Source organism: Streptomyces sp. NBC_00009 (genome assembly GCF_045040855.1).
GTDB classification, from domain to species: Bacteria; Actinomycetota; Actinomycetes; order Streptomycetales; family Streptomycetaceae; genus Streptomyces; species Streptomyces aureus.
The window spans coordinates 2,189,452-2,215,960 of sequence record NZ_CP108312.1; the positions used below are offsets into that span (position 1 = coordinate 2,189,452).

General features: G+C 70.1%; 23 protein-coding genes. 6 read left to right on the forward strand and 17 right to left on the reverse strand.

Going from position 1 to position 26,509, the window contains the following annotated elements:
- Positions 1–12 precede the first annotated feature (12 nt).
- From OHA58_RS09690 to OHA58_RS09700, 3 genes are all read right to left on the reverse strand, one after another.
- On the reverse strand, positions 13–351 hold the full coding sequence (locus OHA58_RS09690; RefSeq protein ID WP_116509391.1) for a P-II family nitrogen regulator: 339 nt from the start codon (positions 349–351) through the stop codon (positions 13–15).
- The gene (locus tag OHA58_RS09695; protein WP_405478281.1) at positions 348–1,691 is read right to left on the reverse strand and encodes an ammonium transporter; all 1,344 of its coding nucleotides are present in this window, start codon (positions 1,689–1,691) and stop codon (positions 348–350) included. Before OHA58_RS09695 ends, OHA58_RS09690 begins: the two co-directional genes overlap by 4 nt.
- 303 nt (positions 1,692–1,994) lie before the next feature.
- The gene (locus tag OHA58_RS09700; protein ID WP_405478283.1) at positions 1,995–3,467 is read right to left on the reverse strand and encodes a hypothetical protein; all 1,473 of its coding nucleotides are present in this window, start codon (positions 3,465–3,467) and stop codon (positions 1,995–1,997) included.
- 468 nt (positions 3,468–3,935) lie between these two features.
- On the opposite strand from OHA58_RS09700, the gene OHA58_RS09705 reads away from it, so the two are divergent.
- Entirely contained in the window at positions 3,936–4,613 is a 678-nt protein-coding gene (locus OHA58_RS09705; RefSeq protein WP_405478284.1) for a bifunctional DNA primase/polymerase, read from the forward strand.
- Between the two features lie 112 nt (positions 4,614–4,725).
- Here OHA58_RS09705 and ftsY read toward each other — a convergent pair whose 3' ends face one another.
- The gene (gene ftsY, locus OHA58_RS09710) at positions 4,726–5,937 is read right to left on the reverse strand and encodes a signal recognition particle-docking protein FtsY (protein ID WP_405478286.1); all 1,212 of its coding nucleotides are present in this window, start codon (positions 5,935–5,937) and stop codon (positions 4,726–4,728) included.
- A gap of 214 nt (positions 5,938–6,151) precedes the next feature.
- On the opposite strand from ftsY, the gene OHA58_RS09715 reads away from it, so the two are divergent.
- Entirely contained in the window at positions 6,152–7,600 is a 1,449-nt protein-coding gene (locus OHA58_RS09715) for a cytosine permease (RefSeq protein ID WP_405478288.1), read from the forward strand.
- Between the two features lie 65 nt (positions 7,601–7,665).
- The gene (locus tag OHA58_RS09720; RefSeq protein WP_405478290.1) at positions 7,666–8,646 is read left to right on the forward strand and encodes an LLM class flavin-dependent oxidoreductase; all 981 of its coding nucleotides are present in this window, start codon (positions 7,666–7,668) and stop codon (positions 8,644–8,646) included.
- Between the two features lie 40 nt (positions 8,647–8,686).
- On the opposite strand, the gene OHA58_RS09725 is transcribed toward OHA58_RS09720, so the two are convergent.
- The 4 genes from OHA58_RS09725 to OHA58_RS09740 form a co-directional block, all read right to left on the reverse strand.
- Positions 8,687–10,111, reverse strand: coding sequence for a sugar porter family MFS transporter (locus tag OHA58_RS09725; protein WP_405478292.1), 1,425 nt, complete (start codon positions 10,109–10,111; stop codon positions 8,687–8,689).
- A 300-nt stretch (positions 10,112–10,411) separates the two neighbouring features.
- A complete protein-coding gene (locus OHA58_RS09730) occupies positions 10,412–14,188 on the reverse strand; it encodes an AAA family ATPase (RefSeq protein ID WP_405478293.1) in 3,777 nt (1,258 codons plus the stop codon).
- Between the two features lie 267 nt (positions 14,189–14,455).
- Positions 14,456–14,659 carry a hypothetical protein gene (locus OHA58_RS09735; protein WP_116509408.1) on the reverse strand — a complete coding sequence of 68 codons (204 nt, stop codon included), beginning with the start codon at positions 14,657–14,659 and terminating at the stop codon, positions 14,456–14,458.
- Between the two features lie 381 nt (positions 14,660–15,040).
- A complete protein-coding gene (locus tag OHA58_RS09740) occupies positions 15,041–15,322 on the reverse strand; it encodes an acylphosphatase (protein WP_405478295.1) in 282 nt (93 codons plus the stop codon).
- Between the two features lie 134 nt (positions 15,323–15,456).
- Between OHA58_RS09740 and OHA58_RS09745 the strand changes: the two genes are divergently transcribed.
- Together OHA58_RS09745 and OHA58_RS09750 are read left to right on the forward strand one after the other, a co-directional pair.
- On the forward strand, positions 15,457–16,581 hold the full coding sequence (locus OHA58_RS09745) for a CAP domain-containing protein (protein ID WP_405478297.1): 1,125 nt from the start codon (positions 15,457–15,459) through the stop codon (positions 16,579–16,581).
- Between the two features lie 72 nt (positions 16,582–16,653).
- The gene (locus OHA58_RS09750; RefSeq protein WP_405478299.1) at positions 16,654–17,046 is read left to right on the forward strand and encodes a winged helix-turn-helix transcriptional regulator; all 393 of its coding nucleotides are present in this window, start codon (positions 16,654–16,656) and stop codon (positions 17,044–17,046) included.
- Here OHA58_RS09750 and mutM read toward each other — a convergent pair.
- From mutM to OHA58_RS09795, 9 genes are all read right to left on the reverse strand, one after another.
- A complete protein-coding gene (gene mutM / locus OHA58_RS09755; protein WP_405478300.1) occupies positions 17,013–17,879 on the reverse strand; it encodes a bifunctional DNA-formamidopyrimidine glycosylase/DNA-(apurinic or apyrimidinic site) lyase in 867 nt (288 codons plus the stop codon). The two genes, OHA58_RS09750 and mutM, sit on opposite strands and share 34 nt — an antisense overlap.
- Positions 17,880–17,976: 97 nt before the next feature.
- Positions 17,977–18,777 (reverse strand): ribonuclease III, encoded by an 801-nt coding sequence (gene rnc / locus OHA58_RS09760; RefSeq protein WP_405478302.1) that lies wholly within the window; start codon positions 18,775–18,777, stop codon positions 17,977–17,979.
- Between the two features lie 19 nt (positions 18,778–18,796).
- Positions 18,797–18,970 (reverse strand): 50S ribosomal protein L32, encoded by a 174-nt coding sequence (rpmF, locus tag OHA58_RS09765; RefSeq protein ID WP_030361955.1) that lies wholly within the window; start codon positions 18,968–18,970, stop codon positions 18,797–18,799.
- 2 nt (positions 18,971–18,972) lie between these two features.
- Complete coding sequence (locus OHA58_RS09770) at positions 18,973–19,608, reverse strand: DUF177 domain-containing protein (protein WP_116513387.1); 636 nt, start codon at positions 19,606–19,608, stop codon at positions 18,973–18,975.
- A gap of 152 nt (positions 19,609–19,760) precedes the next feature.
- Positions 19,761–20,822: an ATP synthase F0 subunit B gene (locus tag OHA58_RS09775; protein ID WP_405478305.1), complete on the reverse strand. Its 1,062-nt coding sequence runs from the start codon at positions 20,820–20,822 to the stop codon at positions 19,761–19,763.
- A gap of 73 nt (positions 20,823–20,895) precedes the next feature.
- Positions 20,896–21,375, reverse strand: coding sequence for a pantetheine-phosphate adenylyltransferase (gene coaD / locus OHA58_RS09780; protein ID WP_199841845.1), 480 nt, complete (start codon positions 21,373–21,375; stop codon positions 20,896–20,898).
- Between the two features lie 26 nt (positions 21,376–21,401).
- Entirely contained in the window at positions 21,402–22,004 is a 603-nt protein-coding gene (gene rsmD, locus OHA58_RS09785; RefSeq protein WP_405478306.1) for a 16S rRNA (guanine(966)-N(2))-methyltransferase RsmD, read from the reverse strand.
- 52 nt (positions 22,005–22,056) lie between these two features.
- Positions 22,057–24,273, reverse strand: a complete 2,217-nt coding sequence (recG, locus tag OHA58_RS09790) for an ATP-dependent DNA helicase RecG (protein WP_405478308.1) — start codon at positions 24,271–24,273, stop codon at positions 22,057–22,059.
- Positions 24,274–24,311: 38 nt separating this feature from the next.
- A complete protein-coding gene (locus OHA58_RS09795; protein WP_405478310.1) occupies positions 24,312–25,982 on the reverse strand; it encodes a DAK2 domain-containing protein in 1,671 nt (556 codons plus the stop codon).
- A gap of 247 nt (positions 25,983–26,229) precedes the next feature.
- Here OHA58_RS09795 and rpmB point away from each other — a divergent pair, with 247 nt between their 5' ends.
- Positions 26,230–26,415 (forward strand): 50S ribosomal protein L28, encoded by a 186-nt coding sequence (gene rpmB / locus OHA58_RS09800; RefSeq protein ID WP_003951095.1) that lies wholly within the window; start codon positions 26,230–26,232, stop codon positions 26,413–26,415.
- The last annotated feature ends 94 nt before the right edge of the window (positions 26,416–26,509 follow it).

Below are 26,509 nucleotides of genomic sequence, written 5' to 3' on the forward strand. Positions count from 1 at the left end.
CCTCTGTTCCGTTTACAGCGCGTCCGGCCCGCGCTCACCGGTGCGGACCCTGACGGCGGTCTCCACCGGGACGGCCCAGACCTTGCCGTCCCCGATCTTGCCGGTCCTGGCGGCCTTGACCACGACATCGATGAGCTGTTCGGCGTCGTCGTCCTCGACGAGGACCTCTATGCGGATCTTCGGTACGAGGTCGACGGTGTACTCGGCGCCGCGGTAGACCTCGGTGTGGCCGCGCTGGCGGCCGTAGCCGCTGGCCTCGGTGACGGTCAGGCCCTGGACACCGAAGGCCTGGAGGGCTTCCTTGATCTCGTCGAGCCGGTGCGGCTTGACGACCGCCGTGATGAGCTTCATGCGTCCACCTTCTTGGTCTGCGCTGCTGCCTCCTGCACCGGGCCGGCCGAGCGGGGGGCCGTGCCGCCGCCCGCGCCGCTGAAGTCGTACGCGGTCTCGGCGTGCTCGACCTGGTCGATGCCGGAGACCTCGTCGTCCTCGCTGACCCGCATGCCGATCGTCTTGTCGATCAGGAAGGCCAGGATCGCGGAGGCGACGAGCGAGTACGCGAGGATCGCGCCGACGCCGGCGAGCTGCTTCCACAGCTGGGTCAGGCCGCCGCCGTAGAAGAGGCCCTGCGCGTCGGACTGGCCGCCGCCGGTGGCGAAGAAGCCGATGAGGAGCGAGCCGATGACCCCGCCGACGAGGTGGACGCCGACGACGTCGAGCGAGTCGTCGTAGCCGAACCTGTACTTGAGGCCGACGGCCATGGCGCACAGGACACCCGCGATGACGCCGATGGCGATCGCGCCGAGCGGCGAGCAGGAGCCGCCGGACGGGGTGATCGCGACGAGTCCGGCGACCGCACCGGAGGCGGCGCCGAGGGTGGTGCACGCGCCGTGCCTGATCTTCTCGTAGATCAGCCAGGCGAGCATCGCGGCGGCGGTGGCGACCTGCGTGTTGACGAACATCAGCGCGCCGACGCCGTCGTCGTTGCCGAGCCAGGAGCCCGCGTTGAACCCGAACCAGCCGAACCACAGCAGACCGGCGCCGAGCATCACCAGCGGCAGCGAGTGGGGCCGCATCGGGTCCTTCTTGAAGCCGACGCGCTTGCCGATCACGAGGATCACACCGAGAGCGGCCGCACCCGCGTTGATGTGGACCGCGGTGCCGCCGGCGAAGTCGATGACGCCGAGGTCGAACGCCCAGCCGCCGGTCCCCCAGACCCAGTGCGCGACGGGGAAGTACACGAGCGTGGCCCACAGGGTGATGAACAGCGCCCAGGCGCTGAACTTCACGCGGTCCGCGAGCGCGCCGCTTATCAGGGCGGGCGTGATGATCGCGAACATCAGCTGGAACACGGCGAAGACGTAGATCGGGATGGTGTAGCCGTCCCACAGCTGAGTCAGGCCGATGCCGCTGAGCCCGACGTAGTCCGACGACCAGCCGATGAGGCTGCCGTGGTCGGTGCCGAAGGCGGCGGAGAAGCCGTAGAGAACCCACAGGATCGTGACGATCCCGAGGCTGATGAAGCTCATCATCAGCATGTTCAGGGTGGACTTGACGCGGACCATGCCTCCGTAGAAGAAGGCGAGTCCCGGCGTCATGATCATCACCAGGGCGGAACAGATCAGCATGAACCCTGTATTGGCGGCAGACAGCGTGGGTGCGTCTGCGGCAAGCGTGATGCCTGGGGGCATCGGCGTCTCCTCGTCGTTGGTACGGCCCCGTGCGGGCGAAGCCTGTGCGGTCAAGAGGGGTGGGCCGGTTATGCGCCATGAGAATGGTGCAGCGCCGTTTCCGTGGACGCCCCTCGATGTTTCGCCGCAGTGACGAAGAGGTCGTGCGTGTTACGCGTCAATGAACTGCCTGATACGGGGTGAGGCGATCGTTATCGTGACGCAACCAACAAAGACCGGCCGCGGCGGCCATCCGGTTGACCTGGCAATGGGGGAGCCGAGTCGGGCAGTCCGGGAGGGCCGGCCGCGGCCGGGGACAAGGGTTCAGACCGCTTCGGCGGTCTCCGGCAGGTGGATCGCGAGCTGGTCGGTGAGGTGCGTGACCTCGGCGACGTCCCCGAACTCACGGACCGCGGTGTCCACGGTCTTGCGGATACGGGTGTTGACCCGCTCGGAGCGCACCTTCTTGGCGATGATCATGGCCTGCTCGGCAAGCACCGTGGACTGCTCAGGCTCCCGCTGGAGCAGATGCACCGTGGCCATCCCGATCAGGTTCAGCGCGTACGACCGCTGGTGCTCGGCGTCCTTCTCGAAGAGCTCGACGGCGCGCCGCATCAGGGGCTCGGACATCGAGGCGTACGTGGGGCTGCGGCCCGCCACATAGGCGAGGTCGCGGTACGAGTGGGAGTTCTCCCCGTGCAGCTCGGCCTCGGAGAAGAAGCGGATCCAGTCGGGGTCCGGCTCGTCCCAGTCGTCGGCGTCGTGGAAGGTCTCCTCGGCCATCCGGACGGCCCGCTTGCACTTGCCGGGCTGCCCGATGTTCGCGTACGCGCGGGCCTCCATCGCATACAGCATGGCCTGCGTGCGCGGACTGGCGCAGTCGCGACTGCCGTACTGCGCGAGATGGATGAGTTCCAGCGCGTCGTCGGGCCGGCCGAGGTGGATCATCTGCCGGCTCATGCTGGACAGGACGTACGAGCCGAGGGGCTTGTCGCCGGCTTCCTTGGCCGCGTGCAGGGCGAGGACGAAGTACTTCTGGGCGGTGGGCTGGAGGCCCACGTCGTAGCTCATCCAGCCCGCCAGCTCGGCCAGTTCGGCCGCGACCTTGAAGAGCCGCTTCGTCGTGGCCCCCGGCTGGGGCTCCTGGAGCAGGTCGGTCACCTCGTGCAGCTGGCCGACCACGGCCTTGCGGCGCAGCCCGCCGCCGCACTGGGCGTCCCACTGACGGAACATGACCGTCGTGGACTCCAGGAGGTCGAGCTCGGGCTTCGAGAGCCGGTTCCCCCGGCGCAGGGCCGCCGGGTCGGGCTCCGCCGCGGGGGTCCCGGGCGTGGGCACGAGCCAGCGCTGCATGGGCTCGATGAGGGCGGGGCCCGCGGAGAGCGCGAGGGCGCTGCCGAGGAATCCGCGGCGCGCCAGCATCAGGTCACTGCGGGAGAACTCACCGATCAGCGCCACCGTCTGCGGGCCGGTCCACGGCAGGTCGACGCCGGACACGGAGGGCGACTGGTGCGCGGCGCGCAGGCCGAGGTCCTCGACCGCCACGACGCAGCCGAAGCGCTCGGAGAACAGCTCGGACAGGATCCGCGGGATCGGCTCGCGCGGATTCTCGCCGTCGAGCCAGCGGCGCACCCGCGAGGTGTCCGTGGAAATGTGGTTGGCGCCCAACTGCCGCGCTCGGCGGTTCACTTGGCGCGCCAGCTCGCCCTTGGACCAGCCGCTGCGCAGGAACCACGAGCTCAGCAGCTCATTGGGGCGCTTCTCAGCGTTCGTCACGCTTCCGTCGCTGCCGCCCACTGGAACGCCCCCATCCCTGAAGCCACCTCTTCGCCACCCCGCTGCTGCGGGGTGCGATGTGCGTCAAGCCCTATCAGCATGCCGTCAACTACGGCCGCCCGTCCGGTGGTTGTCACTCCTCGAACGGGATACCGACTTGCCTGCGGCATACCCAAAAGTGCATACATCCCAGGGGCTCGTGTACTGAAAGTAATCCTACGATCACCCCTCCGGCCATGGCGAACCCGGAAACGCCACCATTCGCCACCCCTTCGAATGAACTAGGGGAGCGCCACACACGATTCACTTGACATAGGACGGCCGAAAGTGGGCGGAGCGGTGTACGTCGGGGCGTGCGGCACCGGGCGCACCACTCCCAAAGCTATCGAGCGCCGCCCTGAGTCGGTGGTTCAGGGCCCTACGGAAGCAGAGGGTCACGATCCGATTCCGTCTCGTAACCACCGGTGCGCAGGACCCGTTGGAGGGGGCATGGGCTTCACGATCGGCGGCAGCCGCGGGATTCTCGACATCCGGACCGGCACGCGCCGCCGCGGCCGCACTGCGGGCCGCGCGTCGGACTGCACCTCGGTGGCCGAGTTCACCGGGCTCTGGGGCTGGGAGGCGGTGCCGGGGACACGCGCCTCGGCGGGCGCCTGCTCCTGCGGCAAGGCGAACTGCCCCTCACCCGGCGCCCACCCCATCGACCACGCGCCGACCGTCCCCGCCGGGGCGACGCTCGACGAGGTCACCGAGACCTGGGAGCAGTTCCCCGGCGCCGCGGTGATGCTGCCCGTCGGCAGCGCGTTCGACATCATCGACGTACCCGAGGCCGCCGGCCGTCGCGCACTCGTCCGCCTGGAGCGGATGGGGCTGCCGCTCGGCCCCGTGACGGCGACCCCCGAGGGACGCGCCCACTTCTTCGTGGCGCCGGGCTCCGCCGCCGAACTCGGCTCACTGCTCTACCGGATGGGCTGGGACGACGCGGCCCTCGACCTGCACGCGCTCGGCCCCGGCACTCACATCACCGCCCCGCCCTCCGACCGCGGCGGCCTCGGCCCGGTCCGCTGGCTGCGTCCCCCCGGACTCGACTCGGCGACCCAGCCCCCGCAGGCTCGCCTCGTCCTCGGCACCCTGGCGTACGTGGCCCATCGCTCGCCGGCGGTCTAGGGCCCTTCGTCTGCCTGATCCGAACGAGGGGCCCTAGCGGCGGCCCGCACACATGGAAGCGCCCGCTCCCTGGGGAGCGGGCGCTTCCATGTGCGTAGAGACGTCCGTACGGCTACTCGCCGATCAGCGCGTCCACGAACGCCTCCGGCTCGAACGGAGCCAGGTCGTCGGGTCCCTCGCCCAGGCCGATCAGCTTCACCGGCACGCCCAGCTCGCGCTGCACCGCGATGACGATGCCGCCCTTGGCCGTGCCGTCGAGCTTGGTGAGCACGATGCCGGTGATGTCCACGACCTCGGCGAAGACGCGGGCCTGGACCAGGCCGTTCTGCCCGGTCGTCGCGTCGAGTACGAGGAGGACCTCGTCGAGCGGGGCGTGCTTCTCGACGACGCGCTTGACCTTGCCGAGCTCGTCCATGAGGCCGGTCTTGGTGTGCAGCCGGCCCGCGGTGTCGATGAGGACGACGTCGGCGCCCTCCTCGATGCCCTCCTTGACGGCGTCGAACGCGATGGACGCGGGGTCGCCGCCCTCGGGGCCGCGCACGGTGCGGGCGCCGACGCGCTCGCCCCAGGTCTGGAGCTGTTCGGCGGCCGCGGCGCGGAAGGTGTCGGCGGCGCCGAGCACCACGTTCTTCCCGTCGGCCACCAGGACGCGGGCGAGCTTGCCGGTGGTGGTGGTCTTGCCGGTGCCGTTCACCCCGACGACCATCACGATGCCCGGCCCGTCCAGCGCCTCGGTCTTGACCGAGCGGTCGAACTCCGGGACGAGGAGCTGGACCAGCTCCTCGCGCAGCAGCGTGCGCAGCTCGTCGGGCGTGCGGGTGCCGAGCACCTTGACGCGCTCGCGCAGCCGGTCGACGAGCTCCTGCGTGGGCTGCACGCCGACGTCGGCGGTGAGCAGGGTGTCCTCGATCTCCTCCCAGGTGTCCTCGTCCAGGTGCTCGCGCGAGAGGAGCGTGAGCAGCCCCTTGCCGAGCGCGTTCTGCGAGCGGGAGAGCCGGGAGCGCAGACGCACGAGACGCCCCGCGGTCGGCTCCGGAACCTCGATCTCGGGCGCGGCCGGAGCCGGGGGCTCCTCCACCGCGATGGGCGCGGACGGCTCCGGCTCGACGAGCGGGAGGTCGACCTCCTCGATCGTGCGGCGGGGTTCGTCGCGCGGCGTCTCGGCCTCTTCGCCGACGTGCGGCTCGGCCGGAGGGGCGGTGATGTCGGGCACGGAGGGGGGCGGCGGGGGCAGCTGCTTCTTTCTGCGGCTGCCGACCACGAGCCCGCCGAGTGCGCCGATCACGACCACGGCGATGACTACAGCAAGGATGACGATTTCCATAACTCGTCACAGTATCAGCCATGGGCCCCCGGGACACCCCGCTTGTGGCTTCCTCCAAAGAACATAAGCCACTTGAGTGCATTACTCGGACTAAAGTACGATGGAAGAGGATGATGCAACGCGCGTAGAGTCCAAAGCGTCCCCTCCCCACACCCCCCACCGGCTCCCCCACCACCACCCACGGAGCCGAGCGAGAGGCACGGAACCCCACCGTATGAGCAAGACCGCCGAATCCGAAGGCGCACTCGAGACACGCGGCATCGAGCCCGTCCCCGAGTCCGAGCGCACCGCCAGGACCCGTGAGCTGTTCCCCACCTGGGTCGCCGCCAACATCAGTGTGCTGCTGCTCACGATGGGCGCGAGCCTGGTCGTCTCGTACAAGCTCAACTTCTGGCAGGCGCTCGTCGTCGCGATCGCCGCCCCCATCGTCTCGTACGGCCTCGTCGGCCTGATCGGCATCGCCGGCAAGCGCGGCGGTGCGCCGGGCATGGCCCTGTCGCGCGCGGTCTTCGGCCAGCGCGGCAATCTGCTGCCCGGCTCGCTCATCTGGGTCGCCCGCTGGGGCTGGGAGACGATCAACGCGGTGACCGGCGCGTACGCCGTGCTCACCGTCCTGGACATCCTCTTCGGCGTGAAGAGCAACAACGTCCTGGTGATCGTCACGCTGCTGCTCTTCGTCGTCACGACGTTCGTGATCTCCGGCCTCGGGATCAACGCCGTACAGAAGTGCAACAAGTACGCGACGTACCTCTTCGGCCTCTTCTCGGTCCTCGTGCTGGCCTACCTGATCGCCAACACCGACTGGACCCGCGTCTTCGACCAGCCCGCGGGCAAGATGTCGCTGATGGTCGCCGGCATCGGCCTGATCGCCGCGGGCGGCGTCAGCTGGATCCCCTCGTCGCCGGACTTCACGCGCTACCTGCCGCGCACGGCCTCGTCGGTCGCGATCGTGCGCAACTCCGTCGGCGGCGCGGGCATCGTCGTCCTGCCGATGGTCCTGATGGGCGCCGTCATGGCGGTCTCCACGCCCGACCTGGCCTCGGCCGCCGACCCGGTCTCCTTCCTCGGCGAGATCCTGCCGCTGTGGATCGCGGTCCCCTACCTCCTGATCGCCCTGGTCGGCATGCTGCTGATCAACTCGATGTCGATGTACTCGGCGGGCTTCACCGCCCAGACCCTCGGCTTCAAGGTCCCGCGCCACTGGGCCGTCTCGATCAACGCGCTGATCTCGCTGATCTTCGGCGGCATCCTGATGCTCGTCGCGACCAGCTTCATGGGCTCGTTCATCGCCTTCCTGTCGCTGCTCGCGGTGGCCTTCTCGGCCTGGGTCGGCGTCTTCGGCGCCGACATGCTGCGGCGCAAGGAGTACGACGCCGAGGCCCTCGTCGACACGACGCGCACCAGCGCCTACTGGTACAAGGGCGGCTTCAGCCCGGCGGCCGTCGCCTCCTGGGCCATCGGCCTGATCGGCGGCCTGATGTTCACCACGTCCGACTGGTTCACCGGCCCCCTCGCCGCGAACAACCCGATCGGCGAGTACGGCCTCGGCTGGGTCGCCACGATCGTGATCTCCGGCCTGCTGTACGTCGTCCTGCCGAAGCCCGCCGTCGCCGTCCCGCCCGAGGTCTCCACCGAAGAGGAGCGCGAGACCCTGGCTGTCTGACGCTCCGTCAGCTACCGTCCCCCTTCATCAGCGGCCCAACTCCGCCCTGTGAAGGGGGACTTCTCATGCCCGTCACGGTCGTGCGCTTCAACCTCGTGGACCCCGCGGCGACGCCCGAATCGCTGAGCGCCCGCTACAGGGCGGCCGTCGAGATGGCGGCGTACGCCGACGACCGCGGCATCTCCACCGTCCAGACCGAGGAGCACCACGGCGTCGCCAACAACTGGCTGCCGTCGCCCTTCACCTTCGCGGGCGCCGTCTTCGGCGCGACCCGGCGCATCGCCGTCACGGTCTCCGCGATCATCGGCCCGCTGCACGATCCGCTGCGCCTCGCGGAGGACATCGCCGTACTCGATCTGCTCAGCGGCGGCCGGCTCGTCACCGTGGCCGGAATCGGCTACCGGCCCGAGGAGTACGGCCAGTTCGACGTCGAGTGGAAGCAGCGGGGCAAGCTCCAGGACGAACTCCTCGACACCCTCCTCAAGGCGTGGACGGGCGAGGAGTTCAGCTACCGCGGCCGCACGGTCCGCGTCACGCCGCGCCCGTTCACCCAGCCCCACCCGCTGCTCCTGGTCGGCGGCTCCTCGCGGGCGGCGGCGCGGCGCGCGGCCCGCCTCGGCCTGCCGTTCTTCCCGAGCGCGCATCTGCCCGAACTCGAGGCGCACTACAAGGAACAGCTCGTCGAGCACGGCACCGAGGGGTGGACCATGATGCCCGCGGCGGTCACCCCGCTGCTGCACGTCGCCGAGGACCCCGACCGCGTGTGGGCCGAGCACGGAGAGCACTTCCTGCACGAGGCGCGGACGTACGCGTCCTGGCAGTCCGACGACATCAAGTCGGCGGTGAAGTCGGGGGCCACGACGGTCGACGAGCTGCGCGCCGAGGGCGTCTACCGGATCCTCACGCCCGACGAGTGCGTGGAACAGGCCCTCGACAGCTATGTGCTGCACCCGCTCTCGGGCGGTATGCCCATCGACGAGGGCTGGCGCAGCCTGCATCTGTTCTGCGAAAACGTACTGCCCCGGCTCGAAGACCTTGCGGTCTGAGCCGGGGCAGTGACGAGGGTGAGGAGATGGCAGCGGGGACTTAACCCATCTCCTCCAACGCCTTGCCCTTGGTCTCCTTCACGAACTTGAGCATGAAGGGGATCGAGAGCGCGGCGAAGAATGTGTAAATGATGTACGTCCCGGAGAGGTTCCAGTCGGCCAGCGACGGGAAGCTCGCGGTGATGGCCCAGTTGGCGATCCACTGCGCGGACGCGGCCACGCCGAGCGCGGCGGCACGGATCTTGTTCGGGAACATCTCGCCGAGGAAGACCCAGACGATGACACCCCAGGACATGGCGAAGGACAGAACGAAGAAGTGGGCGGCGATCAGGGCGACCCAGCCCTGCGTGGCCGGCAGCTTGCCGTCCACCAGGTCGTACGAGAACGCCCAGGCCTCCAGCGCGAGACCGATGACCATGCCGGCGGAACCGACCAGGGCCAGCGGCTTACGTCCGACGCGGTCCACCAGGAGCATCGCGATCACGGTGCCGATGATGTTGATGATCGACGTGGTGAACGAGTAGAAGAACGAGTCCGTCGGGTTCACGCCGACCGACTGCCACAGCGTCGAGGAGTAGTAGAACGCGACGTTGATGCCGACGAACTGCTGGAAGACCGAGAGGCCGATACCGATCCAGACGATCGGCTTGAAGTAGAGACCGCCGTTGCCCTTGCCGGAGAGCAGGTCCTTGAACGTGGACTTGTGCTCGCTCTTCATCGCATGCTCGATCTCGGCGACGCGGGCGTCCAGGTCGACCTTCGTGCCCTCGACCTCGGCGAGGATCTCCTTGGCCCTGGCCTCCTTGCCGACCGAGATGAGGAAGCGCGGCGACTCGGGGATCGCGAAGGACAGCATGCCGTAGAGAACGGCCGGGATGACCATCACGCCGAGCATGACCTGCCAGGCCTCGAGGCCCAGGACCTGACCGCGCTGGTCGCCGCCGGCGGCCTGCAGGATGCCGTAGTTGACGAGCTGTGAGATGGCGATGCCGACGACGATCGCGGCCTGCTGGAAGGAGCCGAGGCGGCCGCGGTACGCGGGCGGCGAGACCTCGGCGATATAGGCCGGGCCGATGACGGAGGCCATGCCGATGCCGAAGCCGCCGACGATCCGCCAGAAGGCCAGGTCCCAGAGGGCGAAGGGCAGTGCGGAGCCGACGGCGCTGACCGTGAAGAGGACGGCGGCGATCTGCATGCAGCGGATACGGCCGATGCGGTCCGCGATCCGGCCGGCGGTGGCCGCGCCGATCGCACAGCCGATCAGGGCGATGGCGATGACCTGGGCGAGCGTTCCGGAGCCGATGTCGTACCGGTCACGGATGGCCTCGACGGCTCCGTTGATCACGGAACTGTCGTAGCCGAAGAGAAAGCCGCCCATCGCGGCCGCCGCCGTGATGAAGATGACGTGGCCGAGATGGTCGGGGTGAGCCTCTCGGGCGCTTGGCGGCTTCGCTGTGCTGGTCACGTGTACTCCTCGGGCCACCGGCAACGGTGCCGGGGGTGGGGGTGAGAGCCCTTCCAGTGGCGCACAACTTCACGCCGCCCACCACCTGAAGGTAAAAGCAACGTTGCAGAGACTATGCCTTCAAGTTTCGAAGTCAAGAGGGGGGTAACTGCAAACTTCAGACGCCCTGGTGGCAGGTGTCGTTCAAGTATTGAACATCAACCTGTGAATGATCTTGTGGCTGACGCCGGGGCCGATGCGGCACCGGTGACCGGGATCCGGGCGGAACGGTGATCGATTTCCGGGCGGACCTGCGTGCGGCTAGCGCAGCCGCTGACTGATCACCTTCGACACACCATCGCCCTGCATCGACACCCCGTAGAGCGCGTCGGCGACCTCCATCGTGCGCTTCTGGTGCGTGATCACGATGAGCTGGGAGGCCTCCTGGAGCTCCTGCATGATGCGGATGAGCCGCTGGAGGTTGGTGTCGTCGAGCGCGGCCTCGACCTCGTCCATCACGTAGAAGGGACTGGGCCGCGCCTTGAAGATCGAGACGAGCAGCGCCACCGCGGTCAGGGAGCGCTCGCCGCCGGAGAGCAACGACAGCCGCTTGACCTTCTTGCCCGGAGGGCGGGCCTCCACATCGACGCCCGTGGTGAGCATGTTGTCGGGATCGGTCAGGATCAGCCGTCCGTCGCCGCCGGGGAAGAGCCGGCTGAAGACGCCCTCGAACTCCCGGGCCGTGTCCCAGTACGCCTCGGTGAAAACCTGCTCCACGCGCTCGTCGACTTCCTTCACCACCTGAAGGAGATCGCTCCTCGTCTTCTTCAGGTCCTCGAGCTGCTCGCTGAGGAACTTGTGGCGCTCCTCCAGCGCGGCGAACTCCTCAAGAGCCAGCGGATTCACCTTTCCGAGCTGCTGGTACGCCCGTTCGGCCGACTTGAGCCGCTTCTCCTGCTCCGCGCGCACGAACGGCCGCTGCTGGTTGCGGGAGTGCTCGCCCGCGGCGGAGCCGCTATCGGAATCAGTGTCGGGCAGTTCCTCGCCCTCGGCCGGGAGCGAGGGCGGTACGGGCTGCTGCGGCCCGTACTCCGCCACGAGTCCCGCCGGTTCGACACCGAGTTCTTCCAGCGCCTTGGCCTCCAGCTGCTCGATCCGCAGCCGCTTCTCGGCGCCGAGCACCTCGCCCCGGTGCACCGAGTCCGTCAGCTTGTCGAGCTCCGCCTTCAGGTCACGGCCCCGGGCCCGCTCGGCGACGAGCTCCCGCTCCCGCTCGCCCTTGGCGCTCTCGGCGGACGCCCGCTCCTGCTCGGCCCGTCCGACCGAGACCTCCACGTGGGCGAGGAGCTGCCGGGCGCCGGAGGCCACTGCCTCGGCCACGGCCGCCTCGTGGCGCAGCCGGGAGCGCTGCCGCTCCGCACGCGCGCGTGCCTCGCGCTCCGCACGGGCCGCCCAGTCCAGCGAATCGGCGCGTCCGGCAAGGCCCTTCACCCGCTCCTCGTGCGTACGCGCCTGGAGCCGGGCCTCCATCTCGGTCTGGCGGGCATTGGCCCCGTCGGCGGCGAGCCGGTCGCGTACCGCGGTGTCCGGCTCCTCGTCGGCCGGCATCTCCTCGGCGACGGCGAGCCGTTCGGCCAGCTCCTCGGCGTCCTGTACGGCCTTCTCCAGCGCGTCCTGCGCCTTGGCGGCCGCGGCGGCGCTGCGCTCGGCCTCCCCGGCAGCGCCCCGCGCCTGTCCGGACAGCCGGCCGAGCTGCTGCGCCACGGACGACTTCTCCCGGTCGGCGGCCCGGCGCCGCTCCCCCAGCTCCTCCACGAGCGCGGCGGCCTCCGCGCGCCGTGCGACCGCGCTGTGCTGCGCCTCGGCCAGCTCCTCGCACCGCACCCCGAGCTCGGTCAGCTCGCCCGCGGCCTCGTCGACGGAGGCCTGCACCTCGAGAAGACTGGGCGCCCCGGCGGAACCGCCCTGAGCGAAGTGCGCCCCGAGCAGGTCCCCTTCAGCGGTGACGGCGGTCAGCTCGGGCCGCGCGTAGACAAGATCCTCGGCGTCCTCGAGCGTCCCGACGACCACAATCCCCCGCAGCAACCGCCGCACGGCAGGCATCAACTCGGAGGGCCCCCGCACGAAATCGGCCACGCGGGGCGGCCCGTCCCCGCCCCGCGCGGGCCGTCCCGGGTACGCACTCCCGAGGCCACCGGGCCCGTCACCATCACCGACCGCCCCGGCCGCCGACGCACCCCTCTGCGCATGGGCAACGCCACCGTCGCCATCAGCCTCAGGCCCACCACCCGCGGGCCCGCCACCAAGGGGGCCGCCGCCAAGAGGGGACCCCCCGGCCGACGGCGCGGGCACGCCCCCGGCCACACCGGACGCGTCCTCCTCCCCCGCCAGCAGCAGCGCCGCGCGCCCCGCGTCCTGTTTGCGCAGGAGGCGGATCGCTTCCGCGGCGGAGGCGGGCGTGGTCACGGCGATGGCGTCGGCCGCGGCACCGAACGCCGCGGCGACCGGGACCTCGAAGCCGGGGGTGACGGAGAGCAGTTCGGCCGCGGGGCCGAGGACTCCCGTCAGGCGGTCGCGGGCGCCGAGCAGCGCGCCGGTGCCGTCCTTGCGGCGCAGCCCGAGCGCGAGGGCGTCGTGCCGGGCCGAAACCGCCGCCCGCTTGCGTTCCGCGGACGTCAGCGCCTCCCGGGCCGCCGTCAGCGCGGACTCCGCGTCGGCCAGGGCGGCCCTGGCCGCATCGTGCCGGTCCCCGAGCTCCGCGTCCCCGGCGTCGAGCCCGTCGACCTCGGCCTTGAGCTGCTCGTACTCCTCCTGCGCCGCGACGGCCCGCTCCCGCGCCTCGTCCCGCGCAGCGGCGAGACGGTCGATCTCGGCCTGCGCCGCGGCGGCCCGCGAACGGGCGGCGTTGACCTGCCCGTTCAGCCGCGCGAGCCCCTCGCGCCGGTCGGCGATGGCCCGGGCGGCGTCCTTGAGCCGGCGCTCCTCGGCCGCCAACTCCCGTTCCAGGTCGGCCCGGTGGGCCACCGTGTCGTCGAGGGCGCGCTCGGCCGCTTCGAGGGCGGCCTCCAGTTCGGCCTCCTGCTCGCGGATCCGGGCGGCCTCGCGCTCCATGTCCTCGGGGTCGCGCCCGCGCCGTTCCTCCGCGGGGGCGGACGTCGCGCTCTTGACCCGTGCGTCGGCCAGCGAGACGGTGCCGCGTACCCGCTCGGCCAGCTGCGACAGCTCGTACCAGGTCTGCTGGGCACGCTGGAGCCGCGGCGTGAGCTGCCGGACCTCGGCCTCCAGGAGCGCCTCGCGCTGGAGTGCCTTCTTCAGCTCGGCCTCGGCGGCGTCCTTGCGTTCCTTGAGCGCCGCCTCGTCCTCGATCTCGGTGCGCAGCGCACCCCGCATGCGTACGAGGTCGTCGGCGAGGAGCCGCAGCCGCGCGTCGCGGAGGTCGGCCTGGATGACGGCGGCGCGGCGCGCGACGGCGGCCTGGCGCCCGAGCGGCTTCAACTGCCGCCGCAACTCGTCGTTAAGGTCCTGCACGCGCGCGAGGTTGGCCTGCATCGCGTCCAGCTTCCGCAGCGCCTTCTCCTTGCGCTTGCGGTGCTTGAGGACACCGGCGGCCTCTTCGATGAAGGCGCGGCGTCCCATCGGGTCGGCGTGCAGCACGGAGTCGAGCTGGCCCTGGCCGACGATGACGTGCATCTCGCGGCCGATGCCGGAGTCGGACAGCAACTCCTGGATGTCGAGCAGCCGGCACGTGTCGCCGTTGATCTGGTATTCGCTGCCGCCGTTGCGGAACATGATCCGCGTGATGGTGACCTCGGCGTACTCGATGGGCAGCGCGCCGTCGGAGTTGTCGATGGTCAGCGACACCTCGGCGCGGCCGAGCGGCGGGCGCCCGGTCGTGCCGGCGAAGATGACGTCCTCCATCTTGCCGCCGCGCAGCGACTTCGCGCCCTGCTCGCCCATGACCCAGCTGAGGGCGTCCACGACATTGGACTTGCCCGAGCCATTGGGGCCGACGACGCAGGTGATGCCCGGCTCGAACCGCAGTGTGGTGGCCGAGGCGAACGATTTGAACCCGCGCAGGGTCAGGGCCTTGAGGTGCACGCCGCCGGACTCTACCCGCCGCGTGTGTCTCACTCCATGAACCCGCGGTTTCGCCCAGGAAAGTGCAGGGCACATCAGACGTTAAAGAAAGACGTCGACGCGCGGAGCATTGACGGGGCATTCGAGGGGGCGCGGTACGGGGCGGCGCATGGGGAGCGGAAAGTCAGAAAGAAGGGACGCGAAAGCGTCCCTTGCAGATCTGAGAAACCTGATCAAGCGGCTTGATGAAAGGGCTGCCTGACCACTGGTGTCGTGTGCGGGATGTGGTCAGGTGAGCGCAGGCTCCGCCTGGGGTACGTCGATGCTCTCGAGGAGCGATTCGTGAGAAGCGGCAGCCGCGAGCGCGTCGTTCTCGGACTGGATCCGAACGAGTTCGGACTCGAGGTCCTGGACGCGCTGCTGGAGCCGTCGCATCTCGGCGAGGAGTCGCGGGTCGGAACCGCCGACGTAACCGAGAAGCGCCTTTGCCATGATGGATGGTCCTCCACAATGAGTGACCGACCGAAGCGGTGTGGGTCGTGAGGGAATCGCACCCGCGGTGCCTGGCACTCGTTGTCTTGCTGCCGTTCATACATGCCAAACAGCTAAGGTGCGCGGGGCTTCCAGAGTCTCACCAAAAAGTTTGACGGTCAACACGATCACACCCCGTATTGGCGGGTAAGCCCGGGGGCTCGGCACCGTGAAAACTTCGGCGCGGCCTCACTTCGGGCCCCTGGGGGCGTGGAGATCATCCTTACTTCGCGAGCCTGCCACGACAAGCTCTTATTGGCAACCACCAGGTCATTCATGCCCCGCGCAGTTGCCCGGGGCATGCCATGAATGCCTCTCACGGTCCTGGCCTGCGCGTCCTTCTCAGCGAATGGCGAAGTCGGCGTATCCGCCGCGCGGGGCGTCCCAGATCTCCGTGACTCCGTCGACCCTCCCGGGTGTGTCGCCGTCGCGGAGCCAGTCGAGAAGGCCCTGGCAACTCTCGCGTGGCCCCTCCGCGACGACCTGGACCCGGCCGTCGTCCAAATTGAGAGCAAAGCCACTCAGGCCGCCGATCTCGAGAGCCTTCTCCCGCGTGAACCAGCGAAAACCCACACGTTGGACGCGTCCGCGCACCCAGGCGGTGATGCGTACGTCTTCGTTCATAGGGGCACGCTAACCGGCCAATTGCACTCGGAGCACTTCGCCCCCTTGCGTGGTGGGGTACGGTCCCGGACCAATGCGCCTCACCCGTATGGGTGAGTCGCCTTGACCACAGCGAGGACGAGGAAGGCCACAAGATGGGACGCCACCGACGCACCGACGCCGGCCGCGCCGCCACGGGCCGCGCCACGGACAGCACGGCCGGTTCGTATGCCGGGCACGACGGTACGTACAAGGCCGGGCAGACAGGCGCGTACGACGGCGCGCACGGGGAGAGATACGCCGCCGGCGGATTCGCCGGCCCGTACGGCACGGGCTCGCACGGCACGGCGAACAGCGACCTGGGGTGGGCCTTCGACGACGCCTACCCGGGCGAGCCCCAGGCCGCGTACACGCCCTCCGGGAGCCCGGGCAGCAGCTCGCACCGCCGCAGGAAGCGCGTCGCCAGGCCGGTGCGGACGGGGCTCCTCGGAGTCTCGGCCGCCGTGGCGATGGGCGCCGTCGCGGTGGCCTCCGGGGTGATTCCCGGCATGGACAACTACTCGCTGGGCGGCGGCAACGGCGCCGACAAGGTGCGCGCCGCCGACTCCCCCTCGGGGCTCCAGACGCAGGGCGGGACGGACGGAAGCGCCGACCGCGCCCCCTCGGCCGCGAGCCGCAGCGCGGAGCGCTCGGGCTCCCCTTCCGCTTCTCCTTCACAATCTTCGTCGATGCCGTCTTCGACCCCGTCGAAGACGGCATCACCGAGCAAGTCCTCCAGTTCCGCTTCGCATTCCGGTTCCGGCGGCACGGCGACCTCGCCCAAGACCGCGGCCCCGTCGAAGACCGCCACCACGGACCCGAAGCCCCCGGCGGCCGCGCCCAGCCTGAAGGCCCCGTCCGGCGAGACGTCGGCCGAGGCCCAGGTGCTCGCGCTGGTCAACACGGAGCGGGCCAAGGCCGGCTGCAGGCCGGTGACCGCGGACAGCGGCCTCGCCTCCCTCGCCGGGAACTTCAGCGAGGACATGGCGGCGCGCGGCTTCTTCGACCACACCGACCCGGACGGCGCGACGCCCTGGGACCGCGCGAAGAAGGCCGGCATAACGGATCTCGGCGGCGAGAACATAGCCCGCGGCCAGGCCAACGCCCAGTCCGTCATGGACTCCTGGATGAACAGCCCCGGCCACCGCGCGAACATCCTCAACTGCGACTACAAGACGCTGGGTGTAGGCGTGCACTTCGGTTCGGGCGGCCCGTGGTGGACGCAGGACTTCGGCTTCTGACGCCAACGCCCCGTACTAACCGCTGGTTAGCGCACCCCTGAGGTTCGCGCTGTGCCGGAGTACGCTTGCCGCATGGAATCGAGCGGCAGCGACCTCGCGTACGACGTGTTCTCCCGGCAGTGCCCGTCCCGCGGCACCCTCGAGCACGTGACGGGCCGCTGGGGTGCGCTCACGCTCGGGGCGCTGCACGAGGGCGGCTTCCGCTTCAACGAGCTGCGGCGCCGCGTGGACGGCGTGAGCGAGAAGATGCTGTCGCAGACCCTGCACGCGCTGGAGCGCGACGGCCTCGTGCATCGCGAGGCGCAGCCGACCAACCCGCCGCGCGTGGACTACGAGCTGACGCCGCTCGGGCGCGAGATCTCCGAACGCCTGCTGACCCTCATCCAGTTCGTCGAGGGGCGCATGGACGACGTGCTCGCCTCGCGCGCCCGCTACGACGCGGACGGGGCGCGCGGCGGGCGCTGACAGCGCGGGCAGAAGTAGCTGGATCGGTTCATCCAGGGGCGCCGGCGAATGATCGTGCCGCAGCGCCGGCAGGGCTCGCCCTCGCGCCCGTAGGCGTCGAGCGAGCGGTCGAAGTAGCCGGACTCGCCGTTCACATTCACGTAGAGGCTGTCGAAGCTGGTGCCGCCGACGGCGAGGGCCGCGTTCATCACGTCCCGTACGTGGCCGAGGAGTTCGGCCGTGCGCGGGCGCGTGAAGCCGGTGGTCGGCCGCTCGTAGTGGAGCCGCGAGCGCCACAGCGCCTCGTCCGCGTAGATGTTGCCGACGCCGCTGATCAGGGACTGGTCGAGCAGGGCCCGCTTGATGGTCGTACGGCGCCTGCGCAGCGCCTCGTGGAACGCCGCGTCGTCGAACTTCGGGTCCAGCGGGTCGCGCGCGATGTGCGCGATGACGTCCGGCAGCCCGTCGGGGTCCGTCTCGTGCAGCGAGAGGCCGCCGAAGGTGCGCTGGTCGATGAAGCGCAGCTCCGTACCCAGCTCGTCGGCGAAGCGGACGCGGATGCGCAGATGCTTCTCGTCCGGCGCCTCGGCCGGCTGCACCAGGAGCTGCCCGCTCATGCCGAGGTGCGCGAGAACCGCGCCGCCCGTCGGCTCCAGCGGAAGCCACAGATACTTCCCGCGCCGCTCGGGTACGCCGATGCGCTGGTCCTTCAGCCGGTTCGCGAAGTCCTCGCCGCCCCCGATGTGACGGCGCACGGCGCGCGGGTGCAGGACCTCCACGTCGGCGACGGTGCGGTGGGCGACCCAGCGCTCGAGTCCGCGGCGTACGACCTCGACCTCGGGCAGCTCGGGCACGGTGTCTCCTTGTGAGGGCTCTGGAAGCTCGGATGAGAAACGAACGGTGCCGACCGCCCCTCAGGACGGTCGGCACCGGACAGTTCGGATGCGGGTGTCAGGCAGACGCCGAGGAGGAGTCGGCGTTCTCCTCGGCTGCCGCGGTGGCCTCGACGGCATCAGCCGTCTTCGCCGCCTCGGCGCGCTCGTCGGCAGCCGCGCGGATCGCGCGCCATGCCGATTCAGCGGCCTGCTGCTCCGCTTCCTTCTTGCTGCGGCCGGTGCCGGTGCCGTACGAGACGCCTCCGACGCGGGCGGCAGCAGTAAAGGTCTTCTCGTGGTCGGGGCCGGTCTCCGAGACCAGGTACTCGGGAACGCCGAGCCCTTCGGTCGCGGTGAGCTCCTGGAGACTGGTCTTCCAGTCCAGGCCCGCACCCAGATTCGAGGACTTCTCGATCAGGGGATCGAAGAGACGGTGGACGAGTTCGCCCGCCGCATCCAGACCCTGGTCGAGATAGACGGCGCCGATCACCGCTTCAAGCGTGTCGGCGAGGATGGACGCCTTGTCCCGGCCGCCCGTGCCCTCTTCGCCCCGGCCGAGCCGGATGAAGGAACCCAGGTCGAGCCCACGGCTGACCTCCGCAAGTGCACGCGAATTGACCACCGCGGCCCGCAACTTGGCCAGCTGGCCTTCGGGCAGGTCGGGGTGGGTGGTGTACAGCGTGTCCGTGACGACGAGGCCGAGCACGGAGTCCCCGAGGAACTCGAGCCGTTCGTTCGTCGGAAGACCGCCGTTCTCGTACGCGTACGAGCGGTGGGTCAGTGCACGCACCAGAAGGGCGGACTCGAGCTTGTACCCGAGCCGCCCTTCCAGAAGCGTGTGGGACGAGGCATTGTCCGTCTTGTTCGACTCAGACATTGCGCCTCTCACCAGCCGCTCAGACCTCGAGGACCTGGCGCTTGTTGTAAGTGCCGCAAGCCGGGCACGCGATGTGCTGCAGCTTGGGCTCCTGGCAACGCTCACACGAAACCAGAGTGGGGACCGCAGCCTTCCACTGCGACCGGCGGTGGCGCGTGTTGCTGCGCGACATCTTCCGCTTCGGAACAGCCACGGCTACTTCTCCTGCTTCTCGTCGACGCCAGCTTCGGCGCCGCTCATCTCGTCCTTCTCGCCGTCCTGGATGGTCCCGGCGAGTCCCTGCAGTGCCGCCCAACGGATGTCGACGGCGTCGTGGTGGTGGTCCGGATCGTCCGCGAGCCGAGCTCCGCACTGGGAGCACAGACCCGGGCAGTCGTCCTGGCACACCGGCTGCATCGGCAGTGCGAGCACCACCGCATCACGCAGCACAGGCTCGAGGTCGAACATGCCGTCCTCGAGAAAGAGCCTGTCCTCGTCTTCCTCGGCGTCGTCGGCCGGTTCCGCGGTGCGGCCCCGGTCGTCGGCGTCAGGGTACGAGAACATCTCCTGGAAGTCCGCGTCGACCTCAAGGCCGAGCGGCTCCAGACACCTTACGCACTCCCCCTGAGCCGATGCACGGGCGGTGCCTGTGACAAGCACCCCTTCCATGACCGACTCGAGACGGACCTCGAGCTCCATCGGCGCGCCTTCCGGCACTCCGATGACCCCTTCGATACCGAAGTCCTTGGGGGCGTCGACCGTGCGGGTCAGCCGCTGCTGGGCACCAGGACGCCGTCCCAGCTCGTGCGTATCGAACACGAGAGGGTTGCGGTGGTCGAGGTGCGTACTCAGGGCTGGTCCTGCTTTCGGTCTTCGATGCTCAGGTTGTTCAAGCTGCTCAAGGGGATCGCTGTCCCGAATCAACCCGGGCAGCTGTGATCGCGGACGTACGCGCGACCGAAGAACCAGGATACTGGACCTTTCGCTCACGGCCCAATCCGGAGTCAGCGCCCCTGTTCGTACTGCCTCAGCTGCTCCGTGCTGATCATGCTCGTGTCGAAGAGGCTGGTCTCGTCGAGCGCCGCCGGCTCGTGCGCCACCTGCGGCTGCGCATAGCCCGCCTGGGCCTGGTCGTAGCCCTGCTGCTGGTGCTGCTGGTAGGCGTACGGGTCCTGCTGCTGGTACCCGTACGGGTCCTGCTGGTACACCGCGTACGGATCCTGCTGGCCGTAGGGCTGCTGCTGGTAGCCGTACACATCCTGCTGCGGGTCCTGCTGCTGGGCGTACACCGGCTGCTGGGCCGGGATCTGCGGGGCCTGGGGGATCTCCCGGTCCGGCTCGGCGGGGACGCTGCCGATCTCCGCGAGACCGGCGAGGTAGTCGGCGTCGCTGGTGTGCTGGGCGCCCGTGCCGTCGCCGAGGGTGCCGAGCTCGTCGCTGGCGACGCGGCCCTGGAGGGTGTGCCGGCCCTTGCCGACCGCCTCCAGGGTCTTGGCCAGGACCGCCTCGAAGGCGCCGAGCTTCACGTCGACGTACGAGTCGGCGTCGCGGCGCAGGGTCTCGGGGTCGTGGCTGCGCTCGGGGGCGTCCTCGTCCTCGTAGCCCTGGTCGTCGACGCCCGGGCCCGTGCCGAGGAGCTTCTCGCGGCCGCGGCCCACGGAGCCGAGGGTCTTGGTGAGGACGACCTCGAAGTTGGCGAGCTTGGAGTCGACGTAGTCGTCGGCCTCCGCGCGGATCTCCTCGGCCTCCTTGCGGGCCTCGGCGAGGATTCGTTCCCCTTCGTCCTGGGAGCGGCGCGCGACCTCGGTGTCGGAGATCAGGGAACCGCGCTCGGCGTGCGCCGTCTCGATGATCCGCTCGGCCTCCTGGCGGGCCTGCTCGACCATCTGCGCGCGTCCGCCGATCAGCTCCTCGGCCTGCGCGAGGGAGCCGGGCAGCGCCTGGCGCACCTCTTCGAGCATCGCGAGCAGGTCGGCGCGATTGACCACACACGAGGCCGACATGGGCATGGACCGGGCATTGCCGACCGCGGCGACGATCTCGTCGATCTTCTTCTGCACGTCCACCGTGTGCTCGCCACTCTCTACAGGGGTGTTGGAGACGGACGGGACGACTGTACGGCCAACTGGCGCCCGGATGTCACTTCTTGGGGAGGCGCTGGGTGAGCGCCTCGAAGACCACCGGCGGCACCAGGTGGGAGACGTCGCCGCCCCAGGCCGCGACCTCCTTCACCAGGGACGAGGACAGGAAGCTGTACGTCGGGTTGGTGGGGACGAAGAGGGTTTCCACGCCCGTGAGGCCGTTGTTCATCTGGGCCATCTGCAGTTCGTAGTCGAAGTCGCTGACGGCGCGCAGGCCCTTCACGATGGCCGGGATGTCGCGCTGCTTGCAGAAGTCGACGAGCAGTCCGTGGAACGACTCGACCTCGACGTTGCCGAACTCGGCGGTGACCTCGCGGATCAGCTCGATCCGCTCCTCGATCTCGAAGAGGCCCTTCTTCGACTGGTTGATCATCACCGCGACGTGCACGACGTCGTACAGCTTGGACGCTCGGCCGATGATGTCGAGGTGGCCATTGGTGATGGGGTCGAACGACCCCGGACAGACGGCGCGGCGCAACGTGAGTCCCTCGCTCTCCGGTCCGGTCACGGCGCTTCCTCGCACGTGACGGTGCTCTTCAGGGCGGCGCGACCGTACCAAAACGTTCCCTCGCCGTAGCGACGGGACCTCAGTGCCTCAAATCCGTCCGGCCACGGGAAAACACCGCCCCTGGTGCTTCGCTCCACGGTGACGAGCGCTTCGTCCGCGAGCCAGCCCCCAGAGGCGAGTGTGAGCAGAATCTCCCGAAGATCGTCGTCCGGGACGGCATACGGAGGGTCGAGAAAGACCAGGTCGTACGGGGTGGCGGGGGCCGGGCCCCGGACGATCTGTTCCGCTTTGCCCGCTCTGACCTCGGCGCCGGGGAGGCCGAGGGACTTCACGTTCTCGCGGATGGTGCGGACCGCGCGTGCGTCGGCCTCCACCAGGAGCGCGTGCCCGGCGCCGCGCGACAGCGCCTCCAGGCCCACGGCGCCTGAGCCGCCGTACAGGTCGAGCACGCGCTCGCCGTCCAGCGGGCCGCCGCCGAGCAGTGACTGCCAGGTGGAGAAGAGGGCTTCGCGCGCCCGGTCGGACGTGGGGCGGGTGCCGTTGCCCGGCGGGACGGACAGGCGACGTCCGCCGGCCCGGCCGGCGATCACGCGGGTCATCTGAGTCCTAGTGGAGAAGGGGCTGAAGGGACGTGCGGGGACCTCCAGTTTGTCAGCCCTTGTCGAGGTACTGCTCGCGCTCCTCGTCCAGGAGCGCGTCCAGGGCCGTGCGCAGGCCCGGCAGGTGCTCCAGGTCCGGGTCGGCGGCGACGACGGCCGTCGCCTCCTGGCGGGCCTCGGCGATGATCTCCTCGTCCTCGATGACGGCGAGCATGCGCAGGGACGAGCGCACCCCGGACTGGGCCTGCCCGAGGACGTCGCCCTCGCGGCGCTGCTCCAGGTCGATACGGGAGAGCTCGAACCCGTCGAGCGTGGCGGCGACGGCGCCGAGACGGGCGCGGGCCGGGCTGGCCTCCGGCATCTCGCTGACCAGGAGACACAGGCCCGCCGCCGAGCCACGGCCGACGCGGCCGCGCAGCTGATGGAGCTGGGAGACGCCGAAGCGGTCGGCGTCCATGATCACCATGGCTGTGGCGTTCGGCACGTTCACCCCGACCTCGATGACCGTGGTCGCGACCAGGACGTCCGTCTCGCCCGCGGCGAAGCGGCGCATCACGGCGTCCTTGTCGTCGGGCTGCATCCTGCCGTGCAGAACCTCCACCTTCAGCCCGCGCAGGGCGCCGTGGGCCAGCTCCTCGGCGACGTCCAGGACGGCGAGCGGAGGCCGCTTCTCGGCCGCGTCCTCGGCGGACTCCTTCTTGGCCCCCTTGCCCTTCTTGCCCTGCTCCTCCTCGTCGCCGATGCGGGGACAGACGACGTACGCCTGATGCCCGTTCTCCACTTCCTCGCGTACGCGCTCCCAGGCGCGCGCGAGGAAGTGCGGCTTGTCGGCGGCGGGCACGACATGGGTGGCGATGGGCGAGCGCCCGGCGGGCAGCTGGTCGAGGACGGAGGTCTCCAGGTCACCGAAGACCGTCATCGCGACCGTACGGGGAATGGGGGTGGCCGTCATGACCAGCAGGTGCGGGGGCTGCTTGCCCTTGCCGCGCAGGGCGTCGCGCTGCTCGACGCCGAAGCGGTGCTGCTCATCGACGACGACCAGTCCCAGGTCGTGGAACTGGACCTTGTCCTCGATCAGGGCGTGCGTCCCGATGACGATGCCCGCGTCGCCCGTGACGAGGTCGAGAAGGGCCTGGCGGCGGGCCGCGACGCCCATGGAGCCGGTGAGCAGAACGACCTTGGTGGAGTGCTCGGCGCCCCCGAGCATCCCGCCCTCGGCGAGCTCGCCCATCATCTCGGTGATGGAGCGGTGGTGCTGCTGGGCGAGGACCTCGGTCGGCGCGAGCATCGCGGCCTGCCCGCCCGCGTCGACAACGGCGAGCATGGCGCGCAGGGCGACCATCGTCTTCCCGGAACCGACCTCTCCCTGGAGCAGGCGGTGCATCGGGTGTTCGGTGGCGAGGCCGTCGAAGATTTCCTTGGAGACCTTCTGCTGGCCGTCGGTGAGGGTGAAGGGGAGCTTCGCGTCGAACGCCGTGAGCAGGCCGTCGGGGCGGGGGACGCGGGCCACGGCGGGCAGCTGCGCGTCGGCGAACCTCCGCCTGGCGAGGGCGACTTGGAGGACGAACGCCTCGTCCCACTTGAGGCGGGCGCGGGCGTCGGCGATGTCCGCCTTCGTGTGGGGCCGGTGGACCTTCAGGAGTGCTTCGGGCAGCGGGACGAGGCCGCGGCCCGCACGCAGCGAGTCCGGCAGGGGGTCGAGGGCCTCCTGGGCGCTGGGCAGCACCATGTCGACGGCCTTGGCGATCTTCCAGGACTCCAGCTTGGCGGTGGCCGGGTAGATCGGGATGAGGGCGCCGGCCCAGGAGCCGATCGCCTCGTCGGCCTCGCCGGCGTCCAGGGCGTCGGCCCGCAGCAGTTCGTACGCCGGGTGCGCGAGCTGCATCTTGCGGTTGAAGACGGAGGCCTTACCCGCGAACATCGCGCGCGTGCCGGGCAGGAGGTCCTTGTGCGGCTTGTGGATGCCACGGCCGAAGAAGACCAGCTGGAGCTGGCCGCTGCCGTCCGTGATGGTCACTTCGAGGCGCTGGCCGGCGCCGCCGTTGAACTTCAGGATGCGGGCGCTCGCGACCTGGGCGACCACGGTGACGTGCTCGTCGAGGGGCAGGTCGGCGAGGCGGGTGAGCTCGCCGCGCTCCGCGTATCTGCGCGGATAGTGGTGGAGCAGGTCACCGACCGTGTGCAGGTCCAGGTGCTCGGCCATCACCTTCGCGGTGGCGGGACCGAGCGCTTTCTTCAGCGGTTCTTCGAGCGCGGGCACGAGATCCATTGCACACCACGCCACTGACAAAGGGGGCCCACCGGGGGCTACTCGACACCGATGAGCATGAGCGCGGAGTTCCGTCCGCCCCGGTAGACCACGGTGTCGACGGCCAGGTACGTCTCGCGTACGTGCCGTTCGAGCCGGTCGGCGACCTCGTCGGGCACCTCGTCGCCGAGGACGAGGGTGACCATCTCGCCGCCCGCGGCCAGCATCCTGTCGAGGGTCGTACGGGCCGTCCGCGTCACCTCTTCGCCGATCACGGCGACGTCCCCGTCGATGAGGCCGAGGAAGTCCCCGGCCTGGCAGATGCCGGCCATCGTCCACGACTGCCGCTCGGCGACGGCCAGTTCGGCGTAGCGGGTCGCGCCGGCCGCCGACGTCATCGCGACGACGTCCTCGTCGAAGCGCCGCTCCTTCTCGTGGACGGCGAGCGCGGCGATGCCCTGGATCGCGGACCGGGTGGGGATGAGGGCGACCCGCACGCCTTCGGTGCGGGCCTGCTCGGCCGCTGCTGCGGCGGTGTGGCGCAGTTCGGCGTCGTTCGGCAGGAGCACCACTTCGCGCGCGTGCGCCCGCCGGATCGCCTCGACCAGTTCACCGCTGCCTGGCACCTCGCCGGGCCGCTCGGGTACGACGGTGGCGCCCGCCTCGCTGTACAGACCGGCGAGCCCCTCCCCGGGGACCACGGCGACGATCGCGCGCTGGGCGCGTTCCCCGGTCGGCGCGGAGCCGGACGTGGGGTGCGTCGTATGGGCGTCGCCTGCGGCGAAGTGCGTGATGCGGATGCGGTACGGGCGGCCGGCCTCGACGCCCGCCTCGACGGCGGCGCCCGCGTCGTCGACGTGCACATGGACGTTCCACAGTCCGTCGCCGCCGACGACCACGAGGGAGTCGCCGAGGCCGTCGAGCCGGGTCCGCAGCCGCGCCACGGCCTGGTCGTCGGCCTCCAGGAGGTAGATCACCTCGAAGGCCGGCCCTTCGCCGTCCGCACAGTCCAGCGACTGGTCGGCGGCCACGCGCGCGTGGTGCACGCCCCGACCGCCCGGAGGTGCCACCGGGTCGCCCGAGAGCGCCTCGGTCAGCGCACCGAGTACGGCCACGAGCCCGCGCCCGCCCGCGTCCACGACACCCGCGCGCCCCAGGACCGCGAGCTGTCCCGGCGTCGCGTCGAGCGCGGCACAGGCACCGTCGTACGCGGCGCGGGCCACGTCCACGCAGTCGCCGCGCGGCCCGCCGGAGATGTCCGCGGCGTCCGCAGCGGCAGCCGCCACCGTCAGAACCGTGCCCTCCACGGGGTGCGCGACCGCCTCCCGGGCGGACTCGGCGGCCCGGCGCAGTGCGCGCCGCAGGCTGTCCCCGTCGGCGTCTTCGCTGTGATCCGCCTCACCGCCGGCGTCGCCCGCGAGGACCTGGGCCATGCCGCGAAGGAGCTGCGCGAGGATCGTTCCGGAGTTTCCGCGGGCCCCTATCAGTGCTCCGTGAGCCATCGCGTGGACGACGTCGGGCAGCGCGGGCGGTGCGGGTTCGAGGCCCGTGAAGACCGCTTCCACAGCTTGTACCGCGGACTCGACGGTCAGGTACAGATTGGTGCCTGTGTCCCCGTCCGCGACGGGATAGACGTTGATCGCGTCGATCTCCTCGCGGTCCCGCCCGAGCGCCTCCAGGGCCAGTGCGCACCAGGCGCGCACCGCGTGGACGTCGAGCACCTGCGGCACCTGCGCCTCCTAGAGCAGCCGAACTGGCATCGCAGCGTAGACCCCGGAGGGGGTCCCTCCGGAAGAGGGCCCGGGACGGCAACCGGGGCAACCATGGTAGTTTCGTTCTACCGAAGCAGCCGTTGTATGCTGCTCCGGTTGCCCGATATCCATCGGGCCTTCCCCTGGCACCGCCACTCAGATCCTCCGATCCGATCCCGGCATGCCGGGATCAACCGTAAGTGCATCTGAAGTCTTGGAGTGACCCGTGGCTGCCAACTGCGACGTCTGTGGCAAGGGGCCGAGCTTCGGCAACAACATTTCGCACTCGCACCGCCGTACGTCCCGTCGCTGGAACCCGAACATCCAGCGTGTGCGTGCAGTGGTCGGTCGGACGCCGAAGCGCCTCAACGTCTGCACCTCGTGCATCAAGGCCGGCAAGGTCTCGCGCTGACGTAACGCGTAGCGCGGCCACCTAGCTGGTTGCTTGAAGAACCGGTCCCCTCGGGGACCGGTTCTTTTTTTATGCCGTTTTCATGCCGGGAGGA

What these genes read in the sequence shown, in the direction of transcription:
- recG (WP_405478308.1), bottom strand. Translation starts at nt 24,273, where the DNA reads ATGGATCTCGTGCCCGCGCTCGAAGAACCGCTGAAGAAAGCGCTCGGT.
- OHA58_RS09740 (WP_405478295.1), bottom strand. Translation starts at nt 15,322, where the DNA reads ATGAACGAAGACGTACGCATCACCGCCTGGGTGCGCGGACGCGTCCAA.
- OHA58_RS09690 (WP_116509391.1), bottom strand. Translation starts at nt 351, where the DNA reads ATGAAGCTCATCACGGCGGTCGTCAAGCCGCACCGGCTCGACGAGATC.
- OHA58_RS09705 (WP_405478284.1), top strand. Translation starts at nt 3,936, where the DNA reads ATGGGCTTCACGATCGGCGGCAGCCGCGGGATTCTCGACATCCGGACC.
- OHA58_RS09695 (WP_405478281.1), bottom strand. Translation starts at nt 1,691, where the DNA reads ATGCCCCCAGGCATCACGCTTGCCGCAGACGCACCCACGCTGTCTGCC.
- OHA58_RS09745 (WP_405478297.1), top strand. Translation starts at nt 15,457, where the DNA reads ATGGGACGCCACCGACGCACCGACGCCGGCCGCGCCGCCACGGGCCGC.
- OHA58_RS09735 (WP_116509408.1), bottom strand. Translation starts at nt 14,659, where the DNA reads ATGGCAAAGGCGCTTCTCGGTTACGTCGGCGGTTCCGACCCGCGACTC.
- OHA58_RS09715 (WP_405478288.1), top strand. Translation starts at nt 6,152, where the DNA reads ATGAGCAAGACCGCCGAATCCGAAGGCGCACTCGAGACACGCGGCATC.
- OHA58_RS09720 (WP_405478290.1), top strand. Translation starts at nt 7,666, where the DNA reads ATGCCCGTCACGGTCGTGCGCTTCAACCTCGTGGACCCCGCGGCGACG.
- rnc (WP_405478302.1), bottom strand. Translation starts at nt 18,777, where the DNA reads ATGTCTGAGTCGAACAAGACGGACAATGCCTCGTCCCACACGCTTCTG.
- rsmD (WP_405478306.1), bottom strand. Translation starts at nt 22,004, where the DNA reads ATGACCCGCGTGATCGCCGGCCGGGCCGGCGGACGTCGCCTGTCCGTC.
- OHA58_RS09750 (WP_405478299.1), top strand. Translation starts at nt 16,654, where the DNA reads ATGGAATCGAGCGGCAGCGACCTCGCGTACGACGTGTTCTCCCGGCAG.
- ftsY (WP_405478286.1), bottom strand. Translation starts at nt 5,937, where the DNA reads ATGGAAATCGTCATCCTTGCTGTAGTCATCGCCGTGGTCGTGATCGGC.